The organism is Nocardioides sp. BP30, assembly GCF_029873215.1.
GTDB lineage: Bacteria > Actinomycetota > Actinomycetes > Propionibacteriales > Nocardioidaceae > Nocardioides.
Map to the genome: position 1 here is coordinate 1818547 of NZ_CP123620.1, position 24989 is coordinate 1843535.

27 protein-coding genes are annotated in these 24989 nt (G+C 70.8%); 22 read left to right on the forward strand and 5 right to left on the reverse strand.

The annotated features are described in order from the left end of the window. Positions 1 to 6 precede the first annotated feature (6 nt). The 8 genes from P5P86_RS08560 (at position 7) to P5P86_RS08595 (ending at position 9686) form a co-directional block, all read left to right on the forward strand. The gene (locus P5P86_RS08560) at positions 7 to 771 is read left to right on the forward strand and encodes a DivIVA domain-containing protein (protein ID WP_280610897.1); all 765 of its coding nucleotides are present in this window, start codon (positions 7 to 9) and stop codon (positions 769 to 771) included. A 260-nt stretch (positions 772 to 1031) separates the two neighbouring features. Beyond that, the gene (locus tag P5P86_RS08565; RefSeq protein WP_280610898.1) at positions 1032 to 1460 is read left to right on the forward strand and encodes a TraR/DksA family transcriptional regulator; all 429 of its coding nucleotides are present in this window, start codon (positions 1032 to 1034) and stop codon (positions 1458 to 1460) included. Further along, entirely contained in the window at positions 1433 to 2038 is a 606-nt protein-coding gene (locus tag P5P86_RS08570) for a signal peptidase II (RefSeq protein WP_280610899.1), read from the forward strand. Before P5P86_RS08565 ends, P5P86_RS08570 begins: the two co-directional genes overlap by 28 nt. 55 nt (positions 2039 to 2093) lie before the next feature. Next, positions 2094 to 2960 (forward strand): RluA family pseudouridine synthase, encoded by an 867-nt coding sequence (locus P5P86_RS08575; protein ID WP_446724936.1) that lies wholly within the window; start codon positions 2094 to 2096, stop codon positions 2958 to 2960. 60 nt (positions 2961 to 3020) lie between these two features. Then, complete coding sequence (locus tag P5P86_RS08580) at positions 3021 to 3473, forward strand: GNAT family N-acetyltransferase (protein ID WP_280610901.1); 453 nt, start codon at positions 3021 to 3023, stop codon at positions 3471 to 3473. Between the two features lie 153 nt (positions 3474 to 3626). Further along, positions 3627 to 7193: a DNA polymerase III subunit alpha gene (dnaE, locus tag P5P86_RS08585; protein ID WP_280610902.1), complete on the forward strand. Its 3567-nt coding sequence runs from the start codon at positions 3627 to 3629 to the stop codon at positions 7191 to 7193. Beyond that, positions 7178 to 7807, forward strand: coding sequence for a hypothetical protein (locus P5P86_RS08590; protein ID WP_280610903.1), 630 nt, complete (start codon positions 7178 to 7180; stop codon positions 7805 to 7807). The genes dnaE and P5P86_RS08590 overlap by 16 nt, the downstream gene beginning before the upstream one ends. A 55-nt stretch (positions 7808 to 7862) precedes the next feature. After that, positions 7863 to 9686: a DUF3352 domain-containing protein gene (locus P5P86_RS08595; RefSeq protein ID WP_280610904.1), complete on the forward strand. Its 1824-nt coding sequence runs from the start codon at positions 7863 to 7865 to the stop codon at positions 9684 to 9686. Between the two features lie 40 nt (positions 9687 to 9726). On the opposite strand, the gene P5P86_RS08600 is transcribed toward P5P86_RS08595, so the two are convergent. After that, positions 9727 to 10392: an LON peptidase substrate-binding domain-containing protein gene (locus P5P86_RS08600; protein WP_280610905.1), complete on the reverse strand. Its 666-nt coding sequence runs from the start codon at positions 10390 to 10392 to the stop codon at positions 9727 to 9729. A gap of 110 nt (positions 10393 to 10502) precedes the next feature. On the opposite strand from P5P86_RS08600, the gene hisD reads away from it, so the two are divergent. From hisD to P5P86_RS08640, 8 genes are read left to right on the forward strand one after another with little or no spacing between them, the layout of a single operon-like run. Further along, a complete protein-coding gene (gene hisD, locus P5P86_RS08605) occupies positions 10503 to 11840 on the forward strand; it encodes a histidinol dehydrogenase (RefSeq protein WP_280610906.1) in 1338 nt (445 codons plus the stop codon). Next, positions 11840 to 12916 carry a histidinol-phosphate transaminase gene (locus tag P5P86_RS08610; RefSeq protein ID WP_280610907.1) on the forward strand — a complete coding sequence of 359 codons (1077 nt, stop codon included), beginning with the start codon at positions 11840 to 11842 and terminating at the stop codon, positions 12914 to 12916. The genes hisD and P5P86_RS08610 overlap by 1 nt, the downstream gene beginning before the upstream one ends. Next, on the forward strand, positions 12913 to 13521 hold the full coding sequence (hisB, locus tag P5P86_RS08615; protein ID WP_280610908.1) for an imidazoleglycerol-phosphate dehydratase HisB: 609 nt from the start codon (positions 12913 to 12915) through the stop codon (positions 13519 to 13521). The genes P5P86_RS08610 and hisB overlap by 4 nt, the downstream gene beginning before the upstream one ends. Then, the gene (hisH, locus tag P5P86_RS08620; protein WP_280610909.1) at positions 13521 to 14180 is read left to right on the forward strand and encodes an imidazole glycerol phosphate synthase subunit HisH; all 660 of its coding nucleotides are present in this window, start codon (positions 13521 to 13523) and stop codon (positions 14178 to 14180) included. Before hisB ends, hisH begins: the two co-directional genes overlap by 1 nt. Further along, on the forward strand, positions 14180 to 14530 hold the full coding sequence (locus P5P86_RS08625; RefSeq protein WP_280610910.1) for a hypothetical protein: 351 nt from the start codon (positions 14180 to 14182) through the stop codon (positions 14528 to 14530). The genes hisH and P5P86_RS08625 overlap by 1 nt, the downstream gene beginning before the upstream one ends. A 2-nt stretch (positions 14531 to 14532) precedes the next feature. Then, complete coding sequence (priA, locus tag P5P86_RS08630) at positions 14533 to 15282, forward strand: bifunctional 1-(5-phosphoribosyl)-5-((5-phosphoribosylamino)methylideneamino)imidazole-4-carboxamide isomerase/phosphoribosylanthranilate isomerase PriA (RefSeq protein ID WP_280610911.1); 750 nt, start codon at positions 14533 to 14535, stop codon at positions 15280 to 15282. Then, entirely contained in the window at positions 15279 to 16040 is a 762-nt protein-coding gene (hisF, locus tag P5P86_RS08635) for an imidazole glycerol phosphate synthase subunit HisF (protein WP_280610912.1), read from the forward strand. The genes priA and hisF overlap by 4 nt, the downstream gene beginning before the upstream one ends. A 27-nt stretch (positions 16041 to 16067) precedes the next feature. Next, positions 16068 to 16637 (forward strand): dihydrofolate reductase family protein, encoded by a 570-nt coding sequence (locus tag P5P86_RS08640; RefSeq protein WP_280610913.1) that lies wholly within the window; start codon positions 16068 to 16070, stop codon positions 16635 to 16637. A gap of 48 nt (positions 16638 to 16685) precedes the next feature. Here the strand turns inward: P5P86_RS08640 and P5P86_RS08645 are convergent, their stop codons facing one another. Together P5P86_RS08645 and P5P86_RS08650 are read right to left on the reverse strand one after the other, a co-directional pair. After that, positions 16686 to 17081: a hypothetical protein gene (locus P5P86_RS08645; protein WP_280610914.1), complete on the reverse strand. Its 396-nt coding sequence runs from the start codon at positions 17079 to 17081 to the stop codon at positions 16686 to 16688. 386 nt (positions 17082 to 17467) lie between these two features. Continuing rightward, on the reverse strand, positions 17468 to 18028 hold the full coding sequence (locus tag P5P86_RS08650) for a DUF6318 family protein (RefSeq protein ID WP_280610915.1): 561 nt from the start codon (positions 18026 to 18028) through the stop codon (positions 17468 to 17470). Between the two features lie 234 nt (positions 18029 to 18262). Here P5P86_RS08650 and P5P86_RS08655 point away from each other — a divergent pair, with 234 nt between their 5' ends. Then, positions 18263 to 18952, forward strand: coding sequence for a 4a-hydroxytetrahydrobiopterin dehydratase (locus P5P86_RS08655; protein ID WP_280610916.1), 690 nt, complete (start codon positions 18263 to 18265; stop codon positions 18950 to 18952). 37 nt (positions 18953 to 18989) lie between these two features. Here P5P86_RS08655 and P5P86_RS08660 read toward each other — a convergent pair whose 3' ends face one another. Together P5P86_RS08660 and P5P86_RS08665 are read right to left on the reverse strand one after the other, a co-directional pair. Beyond that, positions 18990 to 19373 (reverse strand): VOC family protein, encoded by a 384-nt coding sequence (locus P5P86_RS08660; protein ID WP_280610917.1) that lies wholly within the window; start codon positions 19371 to 19373, stop codon positions 18990 to 18992. A 118-nt stretch (positions 19374 to 19491) separates the two neighbouring features. Continuing rightward, positions 19492 to 20127, reverse strand: coding sequence for a TIGR03085 family metal-binding protein (locus tag P5P86_RS08665; RefSeq protein WP_280610918.1), 636 nt, complete (start codon positions 20125 to 20127; stop codon positions 19492 to 19494). A gap of 61 nt (positions 20128 to 20188) precedes the next feature. On the opposite strand from P5P86_RS08665, the gene P5P86_RS08670 reads away from it, so the two are divergent. Genes P5P86_RS08670 through P5P86_RS08690 form a run of 5 tightly spaced genes read left to right on the forward strand, consistent with a single transcriptional unit; the run spans position 20189 to position 24983 of the window. Further along, positions 20189 to 22009, forward strand: a complete 1821-nt coding sequence (locus P5P86_RS08670) for an ABC transporter ATP-binding protein (protein ID WP_280610919.1) — start codon at positions 20189 to 20191, stop codon at positions 22007 to 22009. Then, on the forward strand, positions 22006 to 23787 hold the full coding sequence (locus P5P86_RS08675) for an ABC transporter ATP-binding protein (RefSeq protein WP_280610920.1): 1782 nt from the start codon (positions 22006 to 22008) through the stop codon (positions 23785 to 23787). Before P5P86_RS08670 ends, P5P86_RS08675 begins: the two co-directional genes overlap by 4 nt. A 33-nt stretch (positions 23788 to 23820) precedes the next feature. Next, a complete protein-coding gene (gene hisI, locus P5P86_RS08680; protein ID WP_280610921.1) occupies positions 23821 to 24162 on the forward strand; it encodes a phosphoribosyl-AMP cyclohydrolase in 342 nt (113 codons plus the stop codon). After that, positions 24155 to 24727, forward strand: a complete 573-nt coding sequence (locus P5P86_RS08685; RefSeq protein ID WP_280610922.1) for a Trp biosynthesis-associated membrane protein — start codon at positions 24155 to 24157, stop codon at positions 24725 to 24727. Before hisI ends, P5P86_RS08685 begins: the two co-directional genes overlap by 8 nt. A gap of 55 nt (positions 24728 to 24782) precedes the next feature. Beyond that, positions 24783 to 24983 (forward strand): HGxxPAAW family protein, encoded by a 201-nt coding sequence (locus tag P5P86_RS08690; protein ID WP_280610923.1) that lies wholly within the window; start codon positions 24783 to 24785, stop codon positions 24981 to 24983. Positions 24984 to 24989 lie beyond the last annotated feature (6 nt).

Genomic DNA, 24989 nt, shown 5'->3' on the forward strand with positions numbered 1-24989 from the left:
GAGGTCATGCCGCTGACGCCAGAGGACGTGAGCAACAAGCGCTTTACTCCCGTCCGGCTCCGCGAGGGCTACGACATGGGCGAGGTCGACCAGTTCCTCGACGAGGTCGAGGCTGAGCTCGCGCGGCTCACCAAGGAGAACGAGGACCTGCGCGCGAAGCTCTCGGCTGCGCAGAGCGCCGGTGGCGCACGCAGCGCTCAGGTCGAGACGCCGGCGCCGGTGGTCGAGAAGGCTCCGGAGCCGCCGGCTCCGCAGCCCACTCCGGTCGCCGCTCCGGCGGCAGCGCCGGCGACGGGTGGGATCGAGACGATCCGCGTGGAGACGGTGCCTGAGGCGTCCAACGCCGCGGCTCGGCTCCTGGAGCTGGCCACGCGCAACCACGACGCGCTGATCGACCAGGCGAAGAACGACGCCGACAAGATCGTCGGCGAGGCTCGGACCAAGGCCGAGCGCCTGGAGTCGGAGTCGAAGGAGAAGGCCGACAAGATGGAGTCGGACGCGCGCACCCGTGCGTCGATGCTCGACTCCGAGACGGCTGCTCGTCGCCAGCAGCTGTTCGGCGACCTGGAGCGGGAGAAGGACAAGCTCACCCACGAGGTGGAGGGGCTGCGCTCCTTCGAGCGGGAGTACCGCTCCCGCCTCAAGAGCTACTTCACCCAGCAGCTCGAGGCGCTCAACACCACGCCCGAGACGCCCGGCCAGGGCGGCGGCGACGAGGCTCCGGCAGCGCCGAAGCGGCTGCGCTCGATCCTCGGCGAGGAAGAGGGCTGAGTCCTCACCAGCACGTCCACCGACGGTCGGCTCCCGATGGGAGCCGGCCGTCGGTGTCTTCAGGGCACGAAGAATTCACGCAGGGGCGACGAGGTGGGCCCGGCCTGTCGGTTGAGCGTGCGCGCCCCAGCGGATAGCCTCCCCGGACGCGCCTGCGATTCGGGGACAGGCCGGGGGAGAGAGCGGGAATAGAAACCATGCCCGACGAGTTGGCCGCATCCGCGACAGTGTCGCAGTCCGTTCCGAAGAAAGTGAGCGTCGTGGCGAAGAAGGCAGCACCCCTGAAGGCCTCGGCCGAGACCCTCGTGGTCAAGGAGGGCGAGGAGCCCTGGACCGACGACGAGCTGGACGAGGTCCTCGACGAGCTCACCACCACCCGGGCGCACAGCCTCGAGGTGCTCCAGGCGGCCGAGGCCGAGCTCGACGGCCTGATGAAGGACTCGGGCGACGGAGCGGGCCAGGACCAGGCGGACGTCGGCGCGACGAGCTTCGAGCGCGACCACGAGCTCACGGTGGTGAACAGCGAGCGCGACAAGCTGCACCAGATCGAGCGGGCCCTGGGCCGGATCGCCGACGGCAGCTACGGGCAGTGCGAGTCGTGCGGTCAGCCGATCGGCAAGATGCGGCTGATGGCATTCCCGCGTGCGACACTCTGCATGACATGCAAGACGCGCGAGGAACGTCGCTGAGCGACACCAGACCCCAGGCCACGACGCTCGGACGCAGCCCGGCGCTGCGACTGCTGTTCGTCGCGGTCGCGCTCGGTGCGTACGCCGTCGACCAGATCACCAAGGCCCTGGCGGCAGCGCACCTGACGCCCGGGGAGCCACGGCACCTGGTCGGCGCACTGCTGCGACTGGACCTGACCCGCAATCCGGGGGCCGCCTTCAGCACCGGCACGTCCCACACCGTCTTCTTCACCGTGCTCGCGATCGTCGCGCTGGCGGTCACGCTCTTCGTCGCCGTCCGTGCCGGCACCCGGCTGTGGGCGACGGCGCTCGGCCTGCTCGCGGCCGGGATCGCGGGCAATCTCACCGACCGCATCCTGCGTGCCCCGCGCGGGTTCAGCGGCCACGTCGTCGACTTCCTCGAGCTGCCGCACTGGCCGATCTTCAACGTCGCCGACGTGTGCATCAACATCGCGGCCCTCCTCATCCTGATCCTCGCGTGGCGAGGCGTTCGTCTGAGCGGGGCCCGACCGGCTGCGGAGCCCGAGGACGTCGTGGGGGGAAGCGACGCGCCGGGCCGGGAGAAGCCTGGTGAGTGACCAGCGCACCCTGTTCGTGCCCGACGGGCTCGAAGGGGAGCGACTGGACGCCGCGATGGCGCGGCTCTTCGGTGTCTCCCGCACGCGTGCTGCGGAGCTGATCGCCGAGGGACTGGTGACGCTCGACGGCAGGGCGGCGGCCAAGTCCGACCGGGTCTCCGCAGGCTCGATGCTGGACGCGACCATCCCGGTCGAGCGCGATCCGCTCGAGATCGTGCCGGAGCTCGTGGAGGGCATCGGCATCGTCCACGACGACGACGCCATCGTGGTGATCGACAAGCCCGTCGGGGTCGCCGTACATCCCTCCCCGGGGTGGAGCGGCCCGACGGTGGTCGGTCACCTGCGCGCGGCCGGCTTCCGGATCTCGACGTCGGGAGCCACCGAACGCGAGGGCATCGTGCAGCGGCTCGACGTCGGCACGACCGGCCTGATGGTGATCGCCAAGCAGGAGCATGCCTACTCGGTCCTCAAGCAGGCCTTCCGCGACCGTACGCCGCACAAGGTCTACCACGCGCTCGTCCAGGGTCATCCGGACCCGCTCGAGGGGACCATCGATGCCCCGATCGGTCGCAACCCGAGGTTCGACCACAAGTTCGCCGTGCGGGCCGACGGCCGACCCTCGATCACGCACTACCAGACGCTGGAGGCGCACCGGTTCGCCTCGCTGCTGGAGATCCACCTCGAGACCGGGCGCACCCACCAGATCCGGGTGCACATGAGCGCGACCAAGCACCCCTGCGTCGGCGACCTGACCTACGGCGCAGACCCGACGCTCGCGCGACGGACCCAGATGACGCGCCAGTGGTTGCACGCCCACCGGCTGGGCTTCGAGCATCCCGAGACCGGCGAGTACGTCGAGTTCTCCTCGCCGTACCCAGCGGACCTGCAGCGGGCCCTCGACGTCATCCGCGAGTCGGACTGAGCCGAGGGGTCACGTCGTGACAGCCCAGAAGTCGTTCCGTGCCCGTCGACCGGTCGTTCCGTGACGGTGCTGCGGCCCGGCGAGCCGGCCGACGCCAGGGAGCTGGCGGCGATCCAGGTCGCGGCCCGAGCGATCGCGCCGATGCCACCGAACATCCATCCCGAGCACGAGATCGCGGCCTTCCTGACGGCCCGGCTCGCCGTGGACGAGCTCTGGGTCGCCGAGGTCGAGGGCGACGTCGTCGGCTACGCCCGGTTCACCGCCACCTGGCTCGACGACCTCTACGTGCTACCCGGGTGGCAGGCAACGGGTCTCGGCGGCGCGCTCCTGGACCTGGTGAAGTCGCTGCGCCCCGAGGGCCTGGGGCTCTACGTGTTCGCCGTCAACGAGCCGGCCCGGCGCTTCTACGAGCGCCGCGGCTTCGCCGTGGTCGAGGGTGCTGGCGGCACGGACAACGAGGAGCGCGAGCCCGACCTGCGGATGGAGTGGAGCGGGGCCGAGGGGCTCGGCTGAGCAAAGTTGTCGGGGGTCGATGACACGCTTCGGGGGTGGCCGAGACCGGCCGTGGACCAGGTAGTCTGAGGTCCTTCCCCCAGAGCCTGGCCGCGGCTTGCGACCGACCCTGATGACGCATGCCCAGATCGACCCAGCGAGAAGGAGCGTGAGATGTCGAGCGACTCGTTCGTCCACCTCCACGTCCACACCGAGTACTCGATGCTGGACGGGGCCTCCCTGCTCGACGGTCTCTTCAAGCGCACCAGCGATCTGCAGATGCCGGCCATCGCGATGACCGACCACGGCAACCTGCACGGCGCCTACGACTTCTACTCCAAGGCCAAGAAGTACGGCGTGAAGCCGATCATCGGCATCGAGGCCTACCTCACCCCCGGCACCCCGCGCGGCGAGCGCAAGAAGATCCGCTGGGGCAAGGGCGACCAGTCCGAGGAGGGCGGCGACGACGTCTCCGGCGGCGGAGCCTTCACCCACATGACGATGTGGGCCGAGTCGACCGAGGGCATGCACAACCTGTTCCGGCTGTCCTCGAGGGCGAGCCTGGAGGGCTACTACTTCAAGCCTCGGATGGACAAGGAGCTGCTGCAGACCTACAGCAAGGGCCTGATCGTCTCGACCGGCTGCCCCAGCGGCGCCATCCAGACCCGGCTCCGGTTGGGCCAGTGGGACGAGGCCGTGCGCGAGGCCGGCGAGCTGCAGGACATCTTCGGCAAGGACAACGTCTTCCTCGAGCTGATGGATCACGGCATCTCGATCGAGAAGCGGGTCCGCGACGACCTGCTCCGCCTCGGCCGCGAGATGAACATCAAGCCGATCGCCACCAACGACTCGCACTACAACAACCCCGAGGACGCCGCGGCCCAGGAAGCGCTGCTGTGCGTCAACTCCGGCAGCCGGCTCTCCGAGCCGACCTACGCCCAGGGCGGGAAGCGGTTCGCCTTCGAGGGCACCGGCTACTACATCAAGTCGGCGGCGGAGATGCGTGAGCTGTGGGGCTCCCAGGACCTGATGGAGGCCTGCGACAACACCCTGCTCATCGCGGAGCGGTGCGAGGTCGAGTTCACCGAGTCCACCGGTGGCTACATGGCGCGCGCCGACATCCCGGCGGGGGAGACCGAGGAGAGCTGGTTCCGCAAGGAGGTATGGCGCGGCATCGAGCTGCGCTACCCCGGCGACCGGCTCACCCAGGAGGTCAAGGACCGGGTCGAGATGGAGCTCGCGATCATCTCCCAGAAGGGCTACTGCGGTTACTACCTGGTGGTCGCGGACTTCATCCAGTGGTCGAAGAACAACGGCATCCGGGTCGGCCCGGGCCGTGGCTCCGGCGCTGGGTCCATCGCCGCCTACGCGCTGAAGATCACCGACCTGTGTCCGCTGGAGCACGGTCTGTTCTTCGAGCGTTTCCTCAACCCCGAGCGTCCCTCGATGCCGGACTTCGACATCGACTTCGACGACCACCGCCGAGGCGAGGTCATCCAGTACGTCACCGAGAAGTACGGCTCCGAGCGCGTCGCGCAGATCGCCACCTTCGGCCGGATCAAGGCCAAGCAGGCGATCAAGGACGCCGCCCGCATCCTCGACCACGGCTTCGCCATCGGCGACCGGATCACCAAGGCGCTCCCGCCGGACGTGATGGGCAAGGGCGTTCCGCTCAAGGAGCTGTTCAACCCCGAGCACAAGCGCTACAGCGAGGGCGGGGAGTTCCGGGCGCTGCACGACGCCGACCCCGAGGTCAGGCGCATCTACGAGGTGGCGCTCGGCCTCGAGGGTCAGATCCGCCAGACGGGCGTGCACGCCGCCGGCGTGATCATGTCCAGCGAGCCACTGCTCGACGTGGTCCCCCTGATGGACCCGAAGCAGGACGGCGCCATCATCACCCAGTTCGAGTATCCGATGTGCGAGTCGCTCGGGCTGGTCAAGATGGACTTCCTGGGCCTGTCCAACCTGCACACGCTCGAGGACGCTGTCGCCAACATCAAGGCGAACCGCGGCGAGGACCTCGTCCTCGAGGACCTGCCCTTCGACGACAGGGCGACCTATGAGCTCATGGGTCGCGGAGACACGCTCGGCGTCTTCCAGCTCGATGGCGGCGGCATGCGCGCGCTGCTGCGCTCCATGCTGCCGGACCAGTTCGCCGACATCACCGCCGTCTCCGCCCTCTACCGACCCGGCCCGATGGGCGCCGACTCGCACAACAAGTACGCCCACCGCAAGAACGGCCGCGAGCCGATCGAGCCGATCCACCCCGCGCTCGCGGAGGCGTTGGAGCCGGTGCTGGGCGAGACCTACGGCCTGATCGTCTATCAGGAGCAGGTGATGGCGATCGCCCAGGTGCTCGCCGGCTTCTCCCTGGGCGCCGCAGACAATATGCGTCGCGCCATGGGCAAGAAGAAGAAGGAGGAGCTGGACAAGCAGTACGCCGGCTTCGAAGCCGGCATGCTGGAGCGCGGCTATCCCAAGGACGCGGTCAAGACGCTGTGGGAGATCCTGGTCCCGTTCGCCGACTACGCGTTCAACAAGTCCCACTCCGCCGCCTACGGCGTGGTCACCTACTGGACCGCCTACCTCAAGGCGAACTACCCGACCGAGTACATGGCCGCGCTCCTGACCTCGGTCAAGAACGACAAGGACAAGATGGCGATCTATCTCGGCGAGTGCCGCCGGATGAAGATCAACGTCCTGCCCCCCGACGTCAACGAGTCGGCCCACAACTTCACCGCCGTCGGCAACGACATCCGCTTCGGCCTGACAGCGGTGCGCAACGTCGGCTGGAACGTCGTCGACGGGATCGTCAGCGCCCGCGAGGAGAAGGGCCGCTACGAGGACTTCAACGACTTCCTCGCCAAGGTGCCGGCCACGGCGTGCAACAAGCGCGTGATCGAGTCGCTGATCAAGGCGGGTGCCTTCGACGACATGAAGCACCGCCGCCGCGCCCTGGTCGCCGTGCACGAGACGGCTGTCGACCAGTTCGTCGACATCAAGCGCAACGAGGCGATCGGCCAGGACTCGCTCTTCGGCGGCCTCGACGACGACCTCGGTGGCTCCTTCGGCGTCTCGGTGACGATCCCCGACATCGACGAGTGGGACAAGATGACCCTGCTCGGCCACGAGCGGGAGATGCTCGGCCTCTACGTCTCCGACCACCCCCTGTTCGGTCTCGAGCACGTCCTCGCCAACGGGTCCGACTGCACCATCGGACAGCTGCTCGGCGACGAGACCCGTCCGCACAACAGCACGATCACCATCTGCGGCCTGGTCACCGGGGTGAACCGGCGGATCACCAAGAAGGGTGATCCGTGGGCGACCGTCACCATCGAGGATCTCGAGGGAGCCATCGAGGTGCTCTTCTTCCCCAGCAGCTACGTGCTGGCGGCTCCGCACCTGATCGAGGACGCGATCATCCGGGTCAAGGGTCAGCTCTCCCGGGACAAGGAGCAGCCGGAGATCCGCGGCCAGGAGGTCAGCGCTCCGGACCTGACCGATGGCCCGAGCGGTCCGGTGGTGGTGAGTCTGCCCGCCACGCGATGCACGCCGCCGGTGGTGGCACAGCTGCGGGACGTGCTCGCCGCGCACCCCGGGATGACCGAGGTCCGGCTACGGTTGCTCACGCGTGAGTCCACCCGGGTGCTGCGGCTCGACGACCGTCTCCGCGTCACCCCGAGCTCAGCGCTGTTCGCCGACCTCAAGCACCTGTTGGGACCTGGATGTCTGACCAGCTGACCACCGGCACCGGTGGAGCGGCCGAGCCCGTTCGACCCGCCGAGCGAGGACCCGCTGCCCGCAGCGCGGTCCTGCGCGTCGCTCTGATCCAGGCCGGCGCCATCGTGGTCGCCTTCGCCGTGATCGGCGTGATCTGCGGCTTCATCTGGGCCGCGGCGTGGAGCCCGGCGCAGGGGGCCGTGGTCAAGCACGTCTGGTATCCCCTCTCCTGGGACCGGGCCCAGCCGACCTACTTCGCCGGCACGGGGTGGTACGTCGTGATCGGCATGATCGCCGGTGCGATCGTCGGGGCGCTCGCGGCCTGGCTCTGCGACCGTGCCGAGCTGGTCACGCTCGCGGCGGTGGTGCTCGGCGGACTGCTGGCGGCGTACCTGATGCGCGTGGTGGGTCTGCACCGGGGGCCCGGAGACCCGCAACGCCTCGCCAAGACGGCGGCCGACGGCACCAAGCTGCCCAGCCAGCTGACGCTGACCAACTGGTGGATGTTGGCGGCGATGCCCGGTGGCGCACTGGCCTCGCTCAGCGTGGTCTTCCTGACGGTCACCAAGCGGACCCCCGTCCGTCATCCCCAGGACGGGAGCGAACCCGCACCGGCGGGACCTCCGACCGCGTAGACTTCGAGGGGTTCGCCGGTCGACCTCGCGCCGGCACCGAGCCCCTGGGGGAGTCGTGTCCGACCAGCAGCAGCCGCCGAGCGAAGGCCCCGCCTACGGCTCGTCCTCCTCCGGGTTCCAGCCCAACTACGGGCAGGGCGGCCAGGTGCCGCCGACCGACGTGCTCACGCTGGAAGGGGGAGCGTGGAACGACCCGAAGGGTGACCGGCGCGGCCGGACCTGGTGGTACGTCGGCGCAGGCGCCGTGGCGGCGATCGCCCTGGTCGCCGGCGGCACCGTCTTCGCGGCCAGCCACATCGGCAAGAGTCACGATCCGGGCCCGGCGGCCGGGCTGCCCAGCGACACGTTGGCCTATGCGGCGATCGACCTCGATCCGTCCGCGGGGCAGAAGATCGCGGCGATCCAGGCGCTGCGCAAGTTCCCCGGGTTCACCCAGGGGCACGCGCTGGACCCGAGCAGCGACCTGCGCAAGCTGTTCGTGCAGGACCAGCTCGCGGGGGACGGGTGCAACGTGGACTGGGGCAAGGACGTCGAGCCGTGGCTGGGCAACGACATCGGGGCAGCCGTCGTGCCCGGTGCCGACGGCGGCACACCGCAACCGGTGACGTTGTTCGCCGTCACCGACGAGTCGGCCGCCAAGAAGGACCTGCCCAAGCTGCTCGGCTGCGACAACAGCGACCCCTACGGCCTCTCGATCGCCGACGGCTGGGCCGTCATCGGCAAGAGCAACGCGGTCGCCACGTCGGTCAGCACCGCCGCGAAGAGCGCGTCGCTGGCCGACACCAGCGACTTCAAGACCTGGGTCGACCGCACCGGTACGCCGGGCGTGGCGACCTTCTTCGCCTCCAAGGACGCCGGTAGGACACTGGCCCGCTACGTCGACCACCTGAGTTCGGGCCTCCTCCTCGCTCCCGCGTCGGCGAGCGGCTTCTCGACAGCCGGCTACACCGCGGCGGCGCGCAGTGCCGCGAGCGACGACGACCCGCTGGACCCGTTCGGCGGTTCCGGTGGCGCGGACCCGTTCTCGGCGCTGCAGGCGGTCTGCCCCCTGGCGGGCGCGAACGGGGGGCTCGCTCCGGACAGCTCCCAGCTGAAGCAGCAGGAGCAGGCGCTCTCGAAGCTGCAGGGTGGCGCTGCGACGTTGCGCTTCGCGCACAGCGGTTTCGAGGTGGAGTCGGCGACGCCAGCCACCGATGCCGACACGGCAGGCGCCGGCGACACCGGTCTGGCGACCCTTCCCGCCGACACCGCCGTCGCCCTGGGCGGCGGCACCGACCCTCAGGCGGTCGCGACCTGGTTCACCGCCTTCACCCAGGGCATCGCCCAGGGGTGCGGCTCGAGCGCCGACAAGGTGACGCGCGGGCTCACCCAGCTCACCGGTCTGGCCCTGCCCGGCGACCTCGAGACCCTGTTCGGCAAGGGCGTCACTCTCGCCGTCTCGGGGTCGGTCGACCCCGACGCGCTGAGCGACTCCACCGATCCGACCGGGCTGGCAGCCGGCATCAAGGTCCAGGGCGACCCCCAGCAGATCGCCGCGGTGCTGGACAAGCTGAAGCTGCCGGGCGCAGGGCAGTTCCTGGGCACGACGAGCGGGGACGGGGTGGTCGCGGTCGGTCCGGATCCGGCCTATCGCGCCGAGCTGGCCAAGAAGGGATCCCTGGGCAAGAGCACCGCCTTCACCGACGTGATCCCGCACGCCGACACCGCCAGCGCGGCAGCGTTCGTCTCCTTCGACCACCTCCGCACGATCCTCGACAGTGACGCCGCCGGCGTCTCGGCCGATGCCCGGGCGAACCTGCGGCATCTGCGGGCCTTCGGCGAGAGCAGCTGGACCGACGGCGGCATCGTGCACGGGCTGATGCGGCTGAGCACCCAGTAGCAGCACCCCGAAGCGGGCGCCCGGCGATCGGGTCGGGCGATCAGTTCGGCGACCACCGGTTCCGCGCGACATCGGTCGCGGGCAGCGACGGGATCACGTTCATCGCCTGCAGCTCCCCGCGCAGCAGGTCGGTGACCAGGATCAGCCGTTCCTCGGCATCGCTGGCCTCGAGCAGCCCCTGCCGCTCGGCCATCGGCAGCGGAGCGACGGCGGCGAGGGTCCACGACAGGTACTCCGCGTCGCGCGGCAACGTCCCGTCGTACGGGTCGGGTCGGAACTCGGTCAGTGCCAGCCGGTAGGCGGAGAAGGTGGCGCGGGCACGCTGGACGACGTGGTCGGGAACGGCGACGGTCGGCTCGGGCAGGTCCTGGACGGTGCCGACCGGGAAGGGGCCGCTGCCGTCGAGGGAGTCGAGCTGGATGCGGTCGAGACCGACGACGACCACCTCGAAGCTGCCGTCGGGGTTGGCCTCCACCTCGGTCAGCTGCAGCCTGCAGCCGATCCGGAACAGTGACTGCGCCCCATGGTCACCGACCTCGTAGCCCTCCCGGATCGCCACCGAGCCGAACACCCGCTCGGCGGGGTCGTCGATGCTCATCAGGTGCTCGACCAGCGCGCGATAGCGCTCTTCGAACACATGGAGCGGCAGGGTCACGCCGGGGAACAGGACCGCGTTCAGGGGGAACATCGGGAGCGTGTCGGACACGCCCCCAACCTAGTGGCTCCTCCACACCCCCGCCCGCGGCGCGCGAGGCCGCCGTCCGCATGACGTCGTCCGAGCGGGGTGCACCCCCGCCGTACTCGTAGAATCGACCCATGACCTCGACAGGCTCGATCCACCGGATCCGCCGCATCGACCTCCGGGCGGCCGGCACCCCGGTCGACTACCGCGCGGCGGTCCCGCGCGCCGAGTTCGACATCGAGGCCGCCACCCATGCCGTCCAGCCGATCCTCGAGGACGTCAAGGCGCGGGGCGTGGACGCCATCGTGGAGTACGGCGAGCGCTTCGACGGCGTGCGCGTCGAGGACATCCGGGTTCCCCGCGAGGCGCTCACGCGCGCCCTCGCCGAGCTCGATCCCGCCATCCGCCGCGGTCTGGAGGAGTCGATCGCGCGCCTGCGGGCGACCTGCGCGAACGAGCTGGAGACCGACGCCGTCACCGACCTCGGCCCGGGCGCCCAGGTGACCCACCGCAAGGTGCCGGTCGGCCGCGTCGGGCTCTACGTCCCCGGCGGCCTGGCGCCCCTCGTCTCCAGCGTGCTGATGAACACGGTGCCGGCCCAGGTCGCGGGCGTTCGCTCCATCGCGTTGGCCTCGCCGCCGCAGCGGGAGTGGGGCGGTCTGCCGCACCCAAGCATCCTCGCGGCGTGCGAGCTGCTCGGCGTCACCGAGGTCTACGCCGTCGGCGGCGCCCAGGCGATCGCGATGTTCGCCTACGGCGCGGGCGCGTGCGAGCGGGTGGACCTCGTCACCGGTCCTGGCAACATCTACGTCGTCACGGCCAAGCGCCTGCTCAAGGGTGAGGTCGGGATCGACTCCGAGGCGGGCCCCACCGAGATCGCCATCCTCGCCGACGACTCCGCCGACCCGGCCTATGTCGCGGCGGACCTCATCTCCCAGGCCGAGCACGACCCGCTGGCCGCGGCGGTCCTGGTCACCGACTCCGAGACGCTGGCCGAGGAGGTGGAGGCCGAGCTGGACAAGCAGGTGAGCGTGACCAAGCACGTCGAGCGGATCCGCACCTCCCTGTCGGGCTCCCAGTCGGGCATCGTCCTGGTCGACGACATCGAGCAGGGCATCGCGGTGGTCAACGCGTACGCCGCCGAGCACCTGGAGATCCAGACCCGCAACGCCACGGTGGATGCCGGTCGCATCCGCAACGCCGGTGCGATCTTCATCGGGCCGTTCGCGCCGGTCTCCCTCGGCGACTACTGCGCCGGCTCGAACCACGTGCTGCCCACCGGCGGCTGCGCCTGCCACAGCTCGGGGCTGAGCGTGCGTGCCTTCACCAAGTCGGTGCACGTCATCGACTACTCCCGTGACGGCCTGGCCGCCGTCAAGGACCACGTCGTCACGCTGGCGCACGCGGAGGATCTGCCCGGACACGGGGCGGCCGTGTCGGTGCGGTTCGCCGACACCGGAGTCGAGGGCTGATGTTCCCGCCGATCCGCGAGGAGCTCGCCGGCATCGAGCCGTACGGCGCTCCGCAGCTCGACGTACCCGTCCAGCTCAACGTCAACGAGAATCCCTACGGTCCCTCCGCGGCGTGCATCGCCGACATCGCCGCCTCGGTCGCGGAGGCCGCCGCGAGCCTCAACCGCTACCCGGACCGCGAGTTCGTCGCGCTGCGCTCGGCGCTGGCCGCCTACCTGTCCCGGGACGCACCGGTCAGCCCCGACATGGTGTGGGCGGCGAACGGGTCCAACGAGGTGATGCTCCAGCTGCTGCAGGCATTCGGTGGTCCGGGCCGGACAGCGCTGAGCTTCGCGCCGACGTACTCGATGTACCCGGAGTATGCCCGCGACACCAGCACCGAATGGGTCACCGGCCAGCGCGAGTCCGACTTCTCGCTGGACCTGGAGAAGGCCCGCGCGCTGGTCGAGGAGGTCCGCCCCAGCGTGGTCCTGCTGCCCAGCCCCAACAACCCGACGGGCACGGCGCTGGACCCCGCCGCCATCAGCGCGCTGTCCGAGGCGGTCGGGGAGCGTGGCGTCCTCGTGGTCGACGAGGCGTACGGCGAGTTCCGCCGCGCCGGCGTCCCGTCGGCGCTCGAGTCGCTCGCCGCCCATCGCAACCTGGTGGTCACCCGCACCATGTCGAAGGCGTTCGCCGGGGCCGGCCTGCGCCTGGGCTACTTCGCAGCCGACCCGGCGATCTGCGACGCCGTCCGCGTCGTACGCCTTCCCTACCATCTCTCGGCGCTCACCCAGGCCGCCGCGCAGGCGGCGCTGCGGCACGCCGACGAACTGCTCGCCAACGTCGCCGCGCTGCGCGAGGAGCGCGACGGGTGCGTGGCGTGGCTGCGCGAGCAGGGGTTCACCGTCGCCGAGAGCGATGCGAACTACGCCCTCTTCGGCACCTTCCCCGACCGGCACGCGGTCTTCGAGGGGCTGCTGGAGCGGGGCGTGCTGATCCGCGAGACCGGGCCGGCCGGCTGGTTGCGGGTCTCGATCGGCACCCCCGCCGAGATGGACGCATTCAAGAAGGCCCTACTGGAGGTCACGCGATGACTCGCACCGCCCGCATCGAGCGCCAGACGTCGGAGTCGAAGATCGTCGTCGAGCTGGATCTCGACGGCACCGGCGCCCATGACATCTCGACCGGTGTCGGGTTCTACGACCACATGCTCACCGCGCTCGCACGGCACTCCCTGATCAACCTGACAGTGGCGGCCGAGGGCGACCTGCACATCGACGCCCACCACACGGTCGAGGACACCGCCATCGTCATCGGCCAGGCGATCCGCGAGGCGCTGGGCGACAAGAGCGGGATCCGCCGGTACGGCGATGCGACGGTGCCCCTCGACGACGCCCTCGTCCAGGCCGTCGTCGACGTATCGGGTCGCCCCTACCTCGTGCACTCCGGCGAGCCCGCGGGGCAGGAGCACGTCCTCCTCTACGGCTCGGGCGTGCCCTACCTCGGCTCCCTGACACGGCACGTGTTCGAGTCCATCGCCCACCACGCCTACATCACCACCCACATCCGGGTGCTCGACGGCCGCGAGCCGCACCACATCGTGGAGACGCAGTTCAAGGCGTTCGCCCGGGCACTGCGGCAGGCGATCGAGCGCGACCCGCGCGAGTCGGGCATCCCGTCGACCAAGGGCGCCCTGTAGTGGCGGCTCCCTCGGTCGTGGTCCTCGACTACGGCTCGGGCAACCTGCGTTCCGCCGTACGGGCGGTGGAGCGGGCCGGAGCATCGGTCGAGCTGACCGGCGACCTCGACACCGCGATGGCGGCCGACGGTCTGCTGGTGCCCGGCGTGGGCGCCTACGAGGCGTGCATGAGCGGGCTGCGGGCCATCCGCGGCGAGCGGATCATCGGCCGTCGGCTCGCCGGCGGCCGTCCGGTGCTCGGCATCTGCGTCGGGATGCAGATCCTCTTCTCCCGAGGCGTCGAGCACGGCACGGAGACAGAGGGCTGCGACGAGTGGCCCGGCGTGGTCGAGCGGTTGCAGGCGCCGGTGGTGCCGCACATGGGGTGGAACACCGTCGAGGTGCCGTCCGGCTCGGCGCTCTTCGCCGGGATCGAGGAGGAGCGGTTCTACTTCGTGCACTCCTACGGCGTACGCCGCTGGGAGCTCGTCACCAACGATCGCACGCAGGCTCCGCTGGTGACCTGGGCCGAGACCGGGCCCGACCAGCAGCATGGTGACCGCTTCGTGGCGGCGGTGGAGAACGGGCCGCTGTCGGCGACCCAGTTCCATCCCGAGAAGTCGGGCGACGCCGGCGCCGCGCTGCTGCGCAACTGGGTCCAGTCGCTGAAGTCGGCCTGATGCCGTCCGGGGTGCGCGCACGGGCACGCGCGGAGCGGGAGCGGCTGGCCGCCGAGGCCGCTGCCGAGCGTGTCGTGCGCGAGGCGTCGATCGCGCGGCGACGACAGCGCCTGGCCAGGATCGGGGTCAGCGCGAGCAGGCTCGGCCCGCGTCGGCGTCGTCGCGGCCGGCAGACCGGCATCCTCGCCGCGCGCCGCCGCACCCAGACCCGGCTGCTGATCGCCCTCCTCGTGGTGGCCAACGTCGTCGTCTGGCTGATTGAGCCGTCCTGGGCCGGGCGTGCGCTCGCCCTGATCGCCAGCGTCCTGGTGGCCCCCGTCCTGTACACCGTGTTGTTCCGAAAGGCCTGAACGTGTCCTACCTCGAGCTGCTGCCCGCCGTCGACATCAAGGGCGGCCAGGCCGTCCAGCTGGTCCAGGGCGTCGACGGGTCCGAGAAGCGCTTCGGCGATCCGATCGAGGCGGCCCTGCGCTGGCAGGAGATGGGCGCCGAGTGGATCCACCTCGTCGACCTCGACGCGGCGTTCGGTGCCGGGTCCAACCGTGAGCTGCAGGCCGAGATCGTCGGCCGGCTCGACATCAAGGTCGAGATGAGCGGCGGCATCCGTGACGACGAGTCGCTCGAGGCGGCGATGGCGACCGGTTGCCGACGGGTGAACATCGGCACCGCTGCGCTGGAGAAGCCGGAGTGGTGCGCCGCGGCGATCGCGACGTGGGGCGACCGGGTCGCGATCGGCCTGGACGTGCGGGGCACGACGCTTGCCGCCCGAGGCTGGACCCGGGACGGCGGCGACCTCTACGAGACCCTGGCCCGGCTCGACGCCGAGGGGTGCGCCCGTTACGTCGTCACCGACGTCAACAAGGACGGCATGCTCCAGGGCCCGAACCTGGACCTGCTGCGCGACGTCTGCTCGCGCACCTCGGCGCCGGTCGTCGCCTCGGGGGGCGTCACCACGATCGAGGACATCCGGGCGCTGATGACGCTGGTCCGCCCGGACGGCGAGGCCGGCGGCGTCGAGGGCGCCATCGCTGGTACGGCGCTCTACACCGGCTCGCTGTCCTTGGAGGAGGCGCTGGCCGTCACGCGGGGGAGCGCGTCATGAGCCTCGCCGTACGGGTGATCCCGTGCCTGGACGTCGACGCCGGTCGGGTGGTCAAGGGCGTGAACTTCCAGGCGCTGCGCGATGCGGGTGACCCGGTGGAGCTGGCCCGGGCCTATGACGCGGAGGGCGCCGACGAGCTGACCTTCCTGGACATCTCCGCCTCGGCGGACGGCCGGGCCACGACGATGGAGGTGGTCTCGCGCGTGGCCGAGGAGGTCTTCATCCCGCTGACCGTCGGAGGCGGCGTCCGCGCCGTGGCCGATGTCGACCGGCTGCTGCGGGCGGGGGCCGACAAGGTCGGCGTCAACACCGCCGCCATCGCGCGTCCGGAGCTGATCGCGGAGATCGCCGACCGGTTCGGCAACCAGGTGCTGGTGCTCTCGGTCGACGCGCGCCGGGCGCCGGGTACGGCGTCGGGCTTCGAGGTGACCACCCACGGTGGCCGGCAGTCCACCGGGATCGACGCGGTGGAGTGGGCCGTGCGTGCCGCCGCGCTCGGGGCCGGGGAGATCCTGCTCAACTCGATGGATGCCGACGGCACGCAGGACGGCTTCGACCTGGCGATGATCGCAGCGGTGCGTGCCGAGGTCTCGATCCCGGTGATCGCGTCGGGCGGGGCGGGCGCTGCGGACCACTTCGCGCCGGCGGTCGGTGCCGGCGCCGACGCGGTGCTCGCGGCATCGGTCTTCCACTTCGGAACGCTGCGGATCGGCGAGGTGAAGGCGGCCCTGTCGGACGCCGGGCTGCCGGTGCGCTGAGTCCGGCCGCGGCGTTAGCGTCGGGGAATGACCCGGTTCGTCTACGCCACCGCCACCTCGCTCGACGGCTTCCTCGCCGATGCCGACAACTCGTTGGACTGGTTGTTCGCCGTCGACGGCGGCGAGGACTCCATCGCAGGTCTGTCGGCCTTCGTGGAAGGCGTCACGGTGATGGTCGAGGGATCCACGACCTACCGCTGGGTGGTCGAGCACGAGGACCTGATGGCCGCGCCGAGGAGGTGGCAGGAGTTCTACGGCGAGAAGGTGACCTTCGTCTTCTCCTCGCGGACCGATCTGCCGCTGGTGCCCGGCGCCGACATCCGCGTGCTGAGCGGGCCGGTGGAGGCACACGCGGAGCTCCTGCGGGATGCGGCTGCAGGCAAGGACGTCTGGATCGTCGGCGGCGGAGACCTGGCCGGTCAGTTCTGGGAGGCCGGCCTGCTCGACGAGATCATGCTGTCGGTCGCGGCTGTCACGCTGGGCTCGGGCGCACCGCTCCTACCGCGCCGGATCGAGTCGTCGCGGCTCCGCCTGTTCGGCGTGAAGCAGGTCGGGCAGTTCGCCGAGCTGCGCTACGCCGTACGGTCGCGGGGCTGAACGACTGTTCGGTGTGTCGGCGGGTGTGTCGGCGGATTGAGCGATTGCTCAGTTGCCGACGAGGTGGGGCGTGGCGGTGCGGACCTCCAGGGGTGTCGGTGTGCCGGCGATGGTGACGGTGGCATGGAGGTGGTGCCGGGGCCCGTGGTCGATGCGGTAGTCGGCCTGGTAGGTGGTGTCGAGGCTGACGGTGACGGGTCCTCGGTGCGGGTAGCGGTGCACGATCGTCTGGCGGGGGTAGGCCGCGCCGGGGCTGGTGGTGGCGGCGGTGGTTCCGTCGCCGTAGTGCCAGGTGTAACGCGCGGCGGTGATGTGGAACGTGACGGTGGAGTCGAGGACAGTGACGCTTCGGTCGAGGGTGGTGGGGTCGGTGTAGAAGATGGTGTCGAAGTTGACCAGCGTCTCGCCGCGGGGCGGTTGGATGTGGAGTGGCGAGGGTGCCATCGGGATCTTCTCGAAGGCGGCGCGGATGTCGGCGGTCGTGGGTTTGTTCGTGGTGGGTGGCGGGTCGCCGGGGCAGGACGATCTGCTCTCCGCAATGGTGCCGTCAGCGAGCACATAGTCCTGGCGCTGCATGGCCGAGCCATCGGAGCAGAGTTGAACCTCGCCGCAGACCTGACTTCCGCCGAGAGCGCATTGGGGCCGACTTTCCCAGTGGCCGGTCTGCGCCGACGACGATTCGCTTGCCTTTTCGGATGAGTTCTTACCGACCGAATTCGAGGAGGCAGAAAATGCATCGTCGAGCGCACCAACGTGTGCTGGACCGTCGGCGAAGCTGAACGAAGGTAGAGAGACTGCGAGAGTAGTAGCGAGAGCGATGAAGGCGCGGATCATGGTTGACTCCGCAACTCTCCGGCGATCCAGCCGTCCTCGCGCGGGAGCAGCGACATGAGTTTATTTGTGGTCCCGCCGGGATGTAAGACGGTCTTCTTGCCCGGGGTATCGACGCGTTGCGGCTCGTTCGTCAGATTGAAGGCGACCAGCACCGAGTGATTCGGGATCACCGCCTCTGAGCGCAGAGAAGAGACCGTCTCGGCACCGCCTGTCAGGTGCGAATGGCGGCGCGCGAGCTTGCGCATCGCCTCGATCCCTGCCTGGCAACCCGCGCAAGTTGTGGCGGAGATGACTTCGATCGGCGCCGTATTAAGTGTCTGCTGGACATAGTCAACGACGTGCCAGTAGTACACGACGAACGCCTTTGCCCCGGCCTCGGTGTGTGATCTCGCCACCTCCGGCATGACCGGCACCGTGACCGCCGCGCTCGACGTTGCGCTCGACGCCGTGGGCGTGGTGGTCGCGCTGGGCGCTCGTCTGGGTGGCGCCTCAGGGGCCTTGTTGCCGCAGCCGGCAAGCAGCACGACGAATATGGCGGCGGCAAGAACGCGACGCATTGTCCCCATGGTGGTCCTCCCGAGATGGTGCGTGACCAGTACACCTGACCGGAACCATACGATCGGGAGAAACCGCTGACCAGCGCCGGTCTAGAGCTGTGGAAAAAGGCGGTCGATTCGCGCTATTAAGCGGCCGATATACGAAACCGACGCTGACCCGTCAGCACGCAGCCCCCGGAGAAAGAACCGCGCGAGCCTCACCGTGGGATCCGGATCTGTGCAAAACTCAGGCGGGTGAGCGACAGGGCACAGACGCCGGACCCGAGGCGCACGCTGAGAGAGCGGGATCTGGTCGGCGCGGAGCTGGCCGACTGGCGGATGCTGATCGACCGGCTGCACGCCAGCTTCGACACCGGCGACTTCGCGACGGGAGTCAGGCTCGTCGACGCGATCGCGCTGGCCGCCGAGGAGGCGGCCCACCATCCCGACCTCGATCTCTCCTACGGACGCCTCGACGTCCGGCTGTTCAGCCACGACGCCGGTGGGGTCACCGTGCGTGACGTGGAGCTGGCCCGGGCCATCAGCGAGCTGGCCGCGACAGCGGGAGCCACGTCGCACCCCGAACGGACGAGCGTGCTCGAACTCGGCCTCGACTCGGCCGACGAGGCGCAGATCAGACCGTTCTGGGCGGCGTTGCTCGACTACGACCCGGTCCAGGCGTGGGGCGAGCTCCAGCTCCGCGACGCGACCGGCCGCCGACCGACCATCTGGTTCCAGCCGACCGAGCCCCACGAGGTGCCGCGGCAGCGCTGGCACCTGGACCTGCGCATCCCGCCCGAGGTGGTCCAGACCCGCATCGCCGCCGCGATCGAGGCCGGCGGTGAGCTGGTCGACGACTCGGCCGCGCCGGCGTACTGGGTGCTCGCCGACCCGCAGGGCAACCGCGCATGCCTGACCACCTGGGAGGGCCGCGAGCCGGCCTGAGCCACCCGAGCCACCCCCGCCGCGGGCCCCGGGAAGGTCAGCCGGCGGTCTGGACCACCCAGATCCAGTTCCCGTCCGGGTCGTGGATGGGGAACATCCGCGGCACCGGGCCCTCACCGCCCATCAGCTCGCCCACCTGGACGCCGTCGACGCCACCGAGTCGGGTCCGCTCGGCCTCGGCGTCGGGTGTCTCCACGCCGATCGCGCCGCCGCCCGGCTCGCCGTTCATCGGCGGGTTGAGGGCGAGCACCGCGCTCGAACCGGGCGGAGCGACCTCGATCCAGCGACCGGCCTGGTCGCCCTCGCCGAACGACGTCTCGGAGCGCAGCTCCCAGCCGAGCTTGTGGGTGTAGAACTCGATCGCGGCATCCTGGTCGGCGACCGTGAACATGGCAGTGCTGATGCTCGTGATCGTGGTCATGGCACGAGCGTCGCACCGAGGTCACGACGCGGCAAGGGCGGGCGGACCGATTTGTCTCCACCCGTGCCGAAGCCAGGGGTACGACGACGGGGTGGCGCGCGGCCGCTCCGCGAGCGACCTACCAGCCCAGCTTCGCGCGCCGCAGGGCCTCGACCCTGTCCGCCGGCCCGGAGAAGTCCAGTCGCTCCACCGCTGACCTGCCGAAGATGAACAGAGTGACCTCGCCGACCGGTCCGGAGACCACGACCGGGTCCTCCCCGCGCCGCAGCGTGGTGCGGCGCGATCCCGAGACGATCTCGACCGGCACGCCGGCCGGCCGCACCAGCGCCCGTCCGGCGAAGGACAGCTGGCGCCACAGCGCCGATGCGTCGGCACTGGAGAGCTCGCGGGAGGTCCACGAGGGCTGCGCCCGGCGTACGTCCTCGTGGTGCACGAAGAGCTCCGCCGTGTTGACCACGGCGTCCAGCGCGTCCACCCGCAGCGGTAGCGGCGGGGTCCGCAACCGCTCGACCAGGACCGGGAAGGGCTCCCTGCGCAGCTCGGCCGACGTCCGCTCCATCACCCCGCGCAACGCCGGCACCGACGTGGTGGCGGCGGCCCACGGCCGGCGCTCGCGCACCAGCAGGTGCACGACCAGGTCGAGGACCGTCCAGCCCGCACACAGTGTCGGTGCGGCAGGCCCGACCGCGAGCGCGAGGTCGCACAGGTCCAGCCGCTCGCGGCGAGCGAGGGAGCCGGCACGGGTGGTCGTCACACCGCCCACCGTAGCCGCACCGCTGCGAGGCTCACGGGGGCCGAGTCCTAGGATTCCCCGAGTGGAGCGGGCGAGCACGACTGACGGCTTCAAGGTGCTCGCCGTGGCGATCAGGCGCGAACCGTGGATCTTCACCCTCTCCACCGTGGGCAGCGCCCTGTTCGGGGCGCTGACAGTCGCCGACGCCTGGGTGCTCGGCTGGTCGACGGACCACGTCATCCTGCCGGCCTTCCGCACCGGCCACATCGGCCCCGGCTGGCTCGTCGCCGTGGTGGCCCTCTTCGTGGCCGTCGCGATCGGCCGCGCGGTCGGCGTGGTCGCCCGTCGCCTCGGCGCCGGCGTCATGCAGTACCGCATGCAGGCTCACTACCGCCGCGCCGTGACCCGGCAGTACCTCCGGCTCCCGCTGGCCTGGCACCAGGCCCACCCGACCGGGCAGTTGCTGAGCAACGCCAACGCCGACGTGGAGGCCGCCTGGGCCCCGATCGCGCCGCTGCCGATGGCGGTCGGCACGATCGCGATGATGGTGATAGCGGTCGCCCAGATGTTCCTGGCCGACGTCGTGCTCGCCTGCCTGGGCATGCTGGTCTTCCCGGCGGTGATCGTGACCAACCTCGCCTACCAGCGCCGAGCCAGCCCGCTCATCACCCGGGCCCAGCAGCTGCGTGCCGAGCTCAGCGAGGTGGCCCACGAGTCCTTCGACGGTGCGCTGGTCGTCAAGACGCTCGGCCGGGAGGGTGAGGAGACCGAACGCTTCGCCGCCAAGGCGCGGGAGCTGCGCGACACCAACATCCGAGCGGGCCGCATCCGCGCCGCCTTCGATCCGACCCTGGCGGCGCTGCCGGACATCGGGGTGCTCGTCGTGCTCGCCGTCGGCGTGGTCCGGGTTCTGCACGGTCACGCCGCCGCCGGTGACGTGGTCCAGGTCGGCTACCTGCTCACCATCGTGGCCTTCCCGATCCGGTCGCTGGGCTGGGTGCTGGGGGAGTTCCCTCGCAGCGTGGTCGGGTTCCGCCGCGTGCAGCACGTCCTGGACGCGACCGGAGGCCTCGCGTACGGCGATGCGCGGCTGCCCGGGACCGCCCCGGGCGATGCCACCCGAGGTGCCCGGCTGGAGGTCGACGCGGTGGCCTTCGCCTACGAGCCGCAGCAGCCGCTGCTGCGAGACGTGAGCTTCGAGGTCGGCCCGGGACGGACGGTCGCGATCGTCGGTCCGACCGCGTCGGGCAAGTCGACGCTGACCACCTTGATGGCCCGCCTGGTCGACGCCGACGACGGCAGCATCAGCGTCGACGGCGTGGATCTGCGCGACCTCGCGCCCGGTGCCCTGGCCGAGGCGGTGGCGATGGTGCCGCAGACGGCGTTCCTCTTCGACGACACGGTGCGCGGCAACGTCACTCTGGGGGGCGCGTACGCCGACGACGAGGTCTGGGCGGCCCTGCGCGCGGCCCAGGCCGACGGCTTCGTGGCGGCGCTGCCCCGGGGGCTGGACACCCGGCTCGGTGAGCGTGGCACGAGCCTGAGCGGCGGTCAGCGGCAGCGGATCTCGTTGGCGCGGGCGCTGGTCCGTCGTCCTCGGCTGCTGATCCTCGACGACGCCACCTCCGCTGTCGACCCGGAGGTGGAGCAGCGGATCCTGGCCGCGCTGCGCGGCGCGACCGGCGGTACCGGTGAGGGGGCGACCCTCGTGGTGGTGGCCTACCGCAAGGCGACCATCGCCCTGGCCGACGAGGTGGTCCACCTCGACGGTGGCCGGATCGTGGCGCGCGGCACCCACGAGGAGCTTCTCCGCTCCAGCCCGCGGTACGCCGAGCTCGTCAACGCCTACGAGACCGAGACCGACCACGAGACCGGCCCCGCGCGGAGCGAGGCCGACCGATGAGCACCGTCGAGACCGGCGAGCAGCTGGGCGGCATCGAGACGATCCGGCGCGGGCTGCGGCACTCGCCCGAGCTGGTCGAGGGCGCCGGCCGGACGCTCGCCCTGGCCGTGGTCGCCAGCCTGGGCCAGGTGATCGTGCCGATAGCGGTCCAGCAGACGCTCGACCACGGCCTCAACCATGCCGGCGGTCCCGACGTCTCGTTCACCGTCTGGACGGGCGTGGGAGCGGCCGTCGCGCTGGCCATCGCGAGCTGGGCCTCCTACCTGATGACGGCCCGCCTGTTCACCGCCGCGGAGCGCGGCCTGGCCACGCTGCGGACCAAGGCCTTCCGCCACGTCCACGACCTGCCGATGCTGACCCAGAACACCGAGCGTCGCGGCGCGCTGGTCTCCCGGGTCACCAGCGACGTCGACCAGATCAGCCAGTTCGTGGTCTACGGCGGCCTGCTCCTGGTCGTCTCCGTCGGGCAGATGCTGATCGCCAGCGTGGTGATGGTGATCTACTCCTGGCAGCTGGCGCTGGTGGTGTGGGCGTGCTTCGTGCCGCTCTTCGCCAGCCTGCGGTTCTTCCAGCGTCGCCTCTCGCAGGCCTACACCGTCGTACGCCGCCAGGTCGGCGCCCTGCTCTCCGCGATCGCCGAGCCCGTCGTGGGTGCGGCAGTGGTCAAGGCGTACGCCGTCGAGGCGCGCACCCAGGAGCGCATCGACGAGGCGGTGGAGGAGAACATGACCGCGCAGATCCGGGCGCAGAGCCTGGTCGCGGGCTTCTTCAGCCTCGGCGGTCTCGCCGGTGGTCTGGCGCTGGCCGGCGTCGTCGTCCTCGGCGTCGAGCTCGGCATCCACGGGAACCTCTCCAGCGGCAAGATCCTTGCCTTCGCGTTCCTGGTCTCGCTGTTCGTCGGCCCGGTCCAGACCGGGTCCCAGATCCTCACCGACGCGCAGAACGCCGTGGCCAGCTGGCGGCGCGTGATCGGCATCCTGGACACCCCCGCCGACCTCGTGGATCCGGGCGCCGACGGCGCGAGGCTGCCGCGGGGTCCGCTGAGCGTGACCTTCGACGAGGTCAGCTTCGCCTACCCCGGCGGAGCCCCGGTCCTGCACGACCTAACGCTGCGGATCGAGCCCGGGCGCCGGGTTGCGGTGGTGGGGGAGACCGGGTCGGGGAAGTCCACGATCGCCAAGCTGCTGACCCGGCTGATGGACCCGACCTCAGGCGTGGTGCGGCTCGATGACGTCGACGTCCGGCGGATCGCTGGCAGCAGCCTGCGCAGCAGCGTCGTGCTGGTGCCCCAGGAGGGCTTCCTCTTCGACGACACCCTGGCCGCCAACGCTCGCTACGGCCGGATCGGCGCGACCGACGAGGAGATCCTCGCCGCCGCCGGCTCACTGGGCCTCGGCGACTGGCTGGCCGGGCTGCCGCACGGCGTGCTCACCCGGGTCGGTCAGCGCGGTGAGGCGCTCTCGGCCGGGGAGCGGCAGCTGGTCGCGCTGCTGCGGGCGCAGCTGGCGGATCCGGACCTGCTGGTGCTCGACGAGGCCACCTCCGCCGTCGATCCGGCGCTCGAGATGCGGATCAGCCGTGCCCTGGAGCGTCTGATGAGCGGGCGGACCAGCGTCACCATCGCGCATCGGCTCAGCACCGCCGAGAGCGCCGACGAGGTGGTGGTGGTGGACCGCGGCCGGATCGTGCAGCGCGGGCCGCACCGCGACCTCGTCCGCCAGGAGGGCAGCGTCTATGCGGGCCTGTACGCCTCCTGGGTCGCGCAGCAACGCGCCTGAATCGGAGCGGCGCCCGCCGTCTGGGACAATGGCGTGGTGAGCCTCGACCCGCAGATCGCCGCCCGCCTCAAGCGCACCGCCGACGGGCTGGTGCCGGCGGTGGTCCAGCAGCACGACACCGGCGAGGTGCTGATGCTCGGCTGGATGGACGACGAGGCGCTGGCGCGCACGATCGCGACCGGCCGCGCCACCTACTGGAGTCGCAGCCGCCAGGAGTACTGGGTCAAGGGCGACACCTCGGGGCACGCCCAGCACGTCAAGGAGATCCGGCTCGACTGCGACGGTGACACGCTGCTGGTCAAGGTCGACCAGGTCGACGCCGCCTGTCACACCGGCGACCGGACCTGCTTCGACGCGGACCTGGTCTATGGCTGAGGGCCGCCGGACCTTCTGGCCCACCGTGCTGCTCGGTGCCGCGGGAGCCGGTCTGGCGGCGTACGCCGGACATCGGCACTGGGTCGGCCTGAGCCACACCGATCCGTTCGCCGCCGGGCAGCAGGCCGGTCTCGACAGCCCGGCCACCACCGCGCTCGCCCTGGTGGCCCTCGCTGCGTGGGGCGTCGTGCTGGTGACGCGGCGCTGGGTACGTCGGGGCGTGGCGGTGCTGGCCGGCGCCGCGGCGGTGGCGGTGCTCCCCACCGTCGTCACCACCCGGCACCACCTGCTCACCAGCAACGCCGGCGCCCACGCCGACGCGTGGCCCTGGGTGGCGCTGGTCGCGGCGCTGGTGAGCGCCGCGATGGCCGTCGTCGCCGTAAGGATGGCGCCGCAGTGGCCGGAGATGGGTGCGAAGTACGACGCCCCGACCGGCGCGCGCTCGGCCACCGCCACGCCGGCGGCCGAGCGCACGCCGCTGGAGGAGCAGAGCAGCCTGGACCTGTGGAAGTCCCTGGACGAGGGCCACGACCCGACCCGGGACGTGGACCGACGTCCGGACTGAATAGACTCTGCCAGAGCACGACCCGTCCAAGCCTTCGCATCACCAAGGAGTTCGCATGTCCGACAGCCACGGCAACACCCCGGCCGCCTGGAGCGCCGTCGTCGTGGGCCTCCTCGGCTTCCTGGTCGGCTCGATCGGGCTCATGCTGGACCCGCTCAACTACGTGGTGTTCTGGATCGGCGTGGCCATCGTCGTCGCCGCCGGCGTGGTCTTCCTCGTGCTGGCGAAGATGGGCTACCACACCGAGACCCACTGATGGAGG

Excerpts from the sequence above, each read along its gene's own strand:
- P5P86_RS08560 (WP_280610897.1), top strand. The coding sequence starts at position 7 with ATGCCGCTGACGCCAGAGGACGTGAGCAACAAGCGCTTTACTCCCGTC.
- P5P86_RS08570 (WP_280610899.1), top strand. The coding sequence starts at position 1,433 with ATGCAAGACGCGCGAGGAACGTCGCTGAGCGACACCAGACCCCAGGCC.
- P5P86_RS08575 (WP_446724936.1), top strand. The coding sequence starts at position 2,094 with ATGGCGCGGCTCTTCGGTGTCTCCCGCACGCGTGCTGCGGAGCTGATC.
- dnaE (WP_280610902.1), top strand. The coding sequence starts at position 3,627 with ATGTCGAGCGACTCGTTCGTCCACCTCCACGTCCACACCGAGTACTCG.
- P5P86_RS08590 (WP_280610903.1), top strand. The coding sequence starts at position 7,178 with ATGTCTGACCAGCTGACCACCGGCACCGGTGGAGCGGCCGAGCCCGTT.
- hisD (WP_280610906.1), top strand. The coding sequence starts at position 10,503 with ATGACCTCGACAGGCTCGATCCACCGGATCCGCCGCATCGACCTCCGG.
- P5P86_RS08610 (WP_280610907.1), top strand. The coding sequence starts at position 11,840 with ATGTTCCCGCCGATCCGCGAGGAGCTCGCCGGCATCGAGCCGTACGGC.
- hisB (WP_280610908.1), top strand. The coding sequence starts at position 12,913 with ATGACTCGCACCGCCCGCATCGAGCGCCAGACGTCGGAGTCGAAGATC.
- P5P86_RS08625 (WP_280610910.1), top strand. The coding sequence starts at position 14,180 with ATGCCGTCCGGGGTGCGCGCACGGGCACGCGCGGAGCGGGAGCGGCTG.
- hisF (WP_280610912.1), top strand. The coding sequence starts at position 15,279 with ATGAGCCTCGCCGTACGGGTGATCCCGTGCCTGGACGTCGACGCCGGT.
- P5P86_RS08640 (WP_280610913.1), top strand. The coding sequence starts at position 16,068 with ATGACCCGGTTCGTCTACGCCACCGCCACCTCGCTCGACGGCTTCCTC.
- P5P86_RS08645 (WP_280610914.1), bottom strand. The coding sequence starts at position 17,081 with ATGGCACCCTCGCCACTCCACATCCAACCGCCCCGCGGCGAGACGCTG.
- P5P86_RS08650 (WP_280610915.1), bottom strand. The coding sequence starts at position 18,028 with ATGCGTCGCGTTCTTGCCGCCGCCATATTCGTCGTGCTGCTTGCCGGC.
- P5P86_RS08660 (WP_280610917.1), bottom strand. The coding sequence starts at position 19,373 with ATGACCACGATCACGAGCATCAGCACTGCCATGTTCACGGTCGCCGAC.
- P5P86_RS08675 (WP_280610920.1), top strand. The coding sequence starts at position 22,006 with ATGAGCACCGTCGAGACCGGCGAGCAGCTGGGCGGCATCGAGACGATC.
- P5P86_RS08685 (WP_280610922.1), top strand. The coding sequence starts at position 24,155 with ATGGCTGAGGGCCGCCGGACCTTCTGGCCCACCGTGCTGCTCGGTGCC.
- P5P86_RS08690 (WP_280610923.1), top strand. The coding sequence starts at position 24,783 with ATGTCCGACAGCCACGGCAACACCCCGGCCGCCTGGAGCGCCGTCGTC.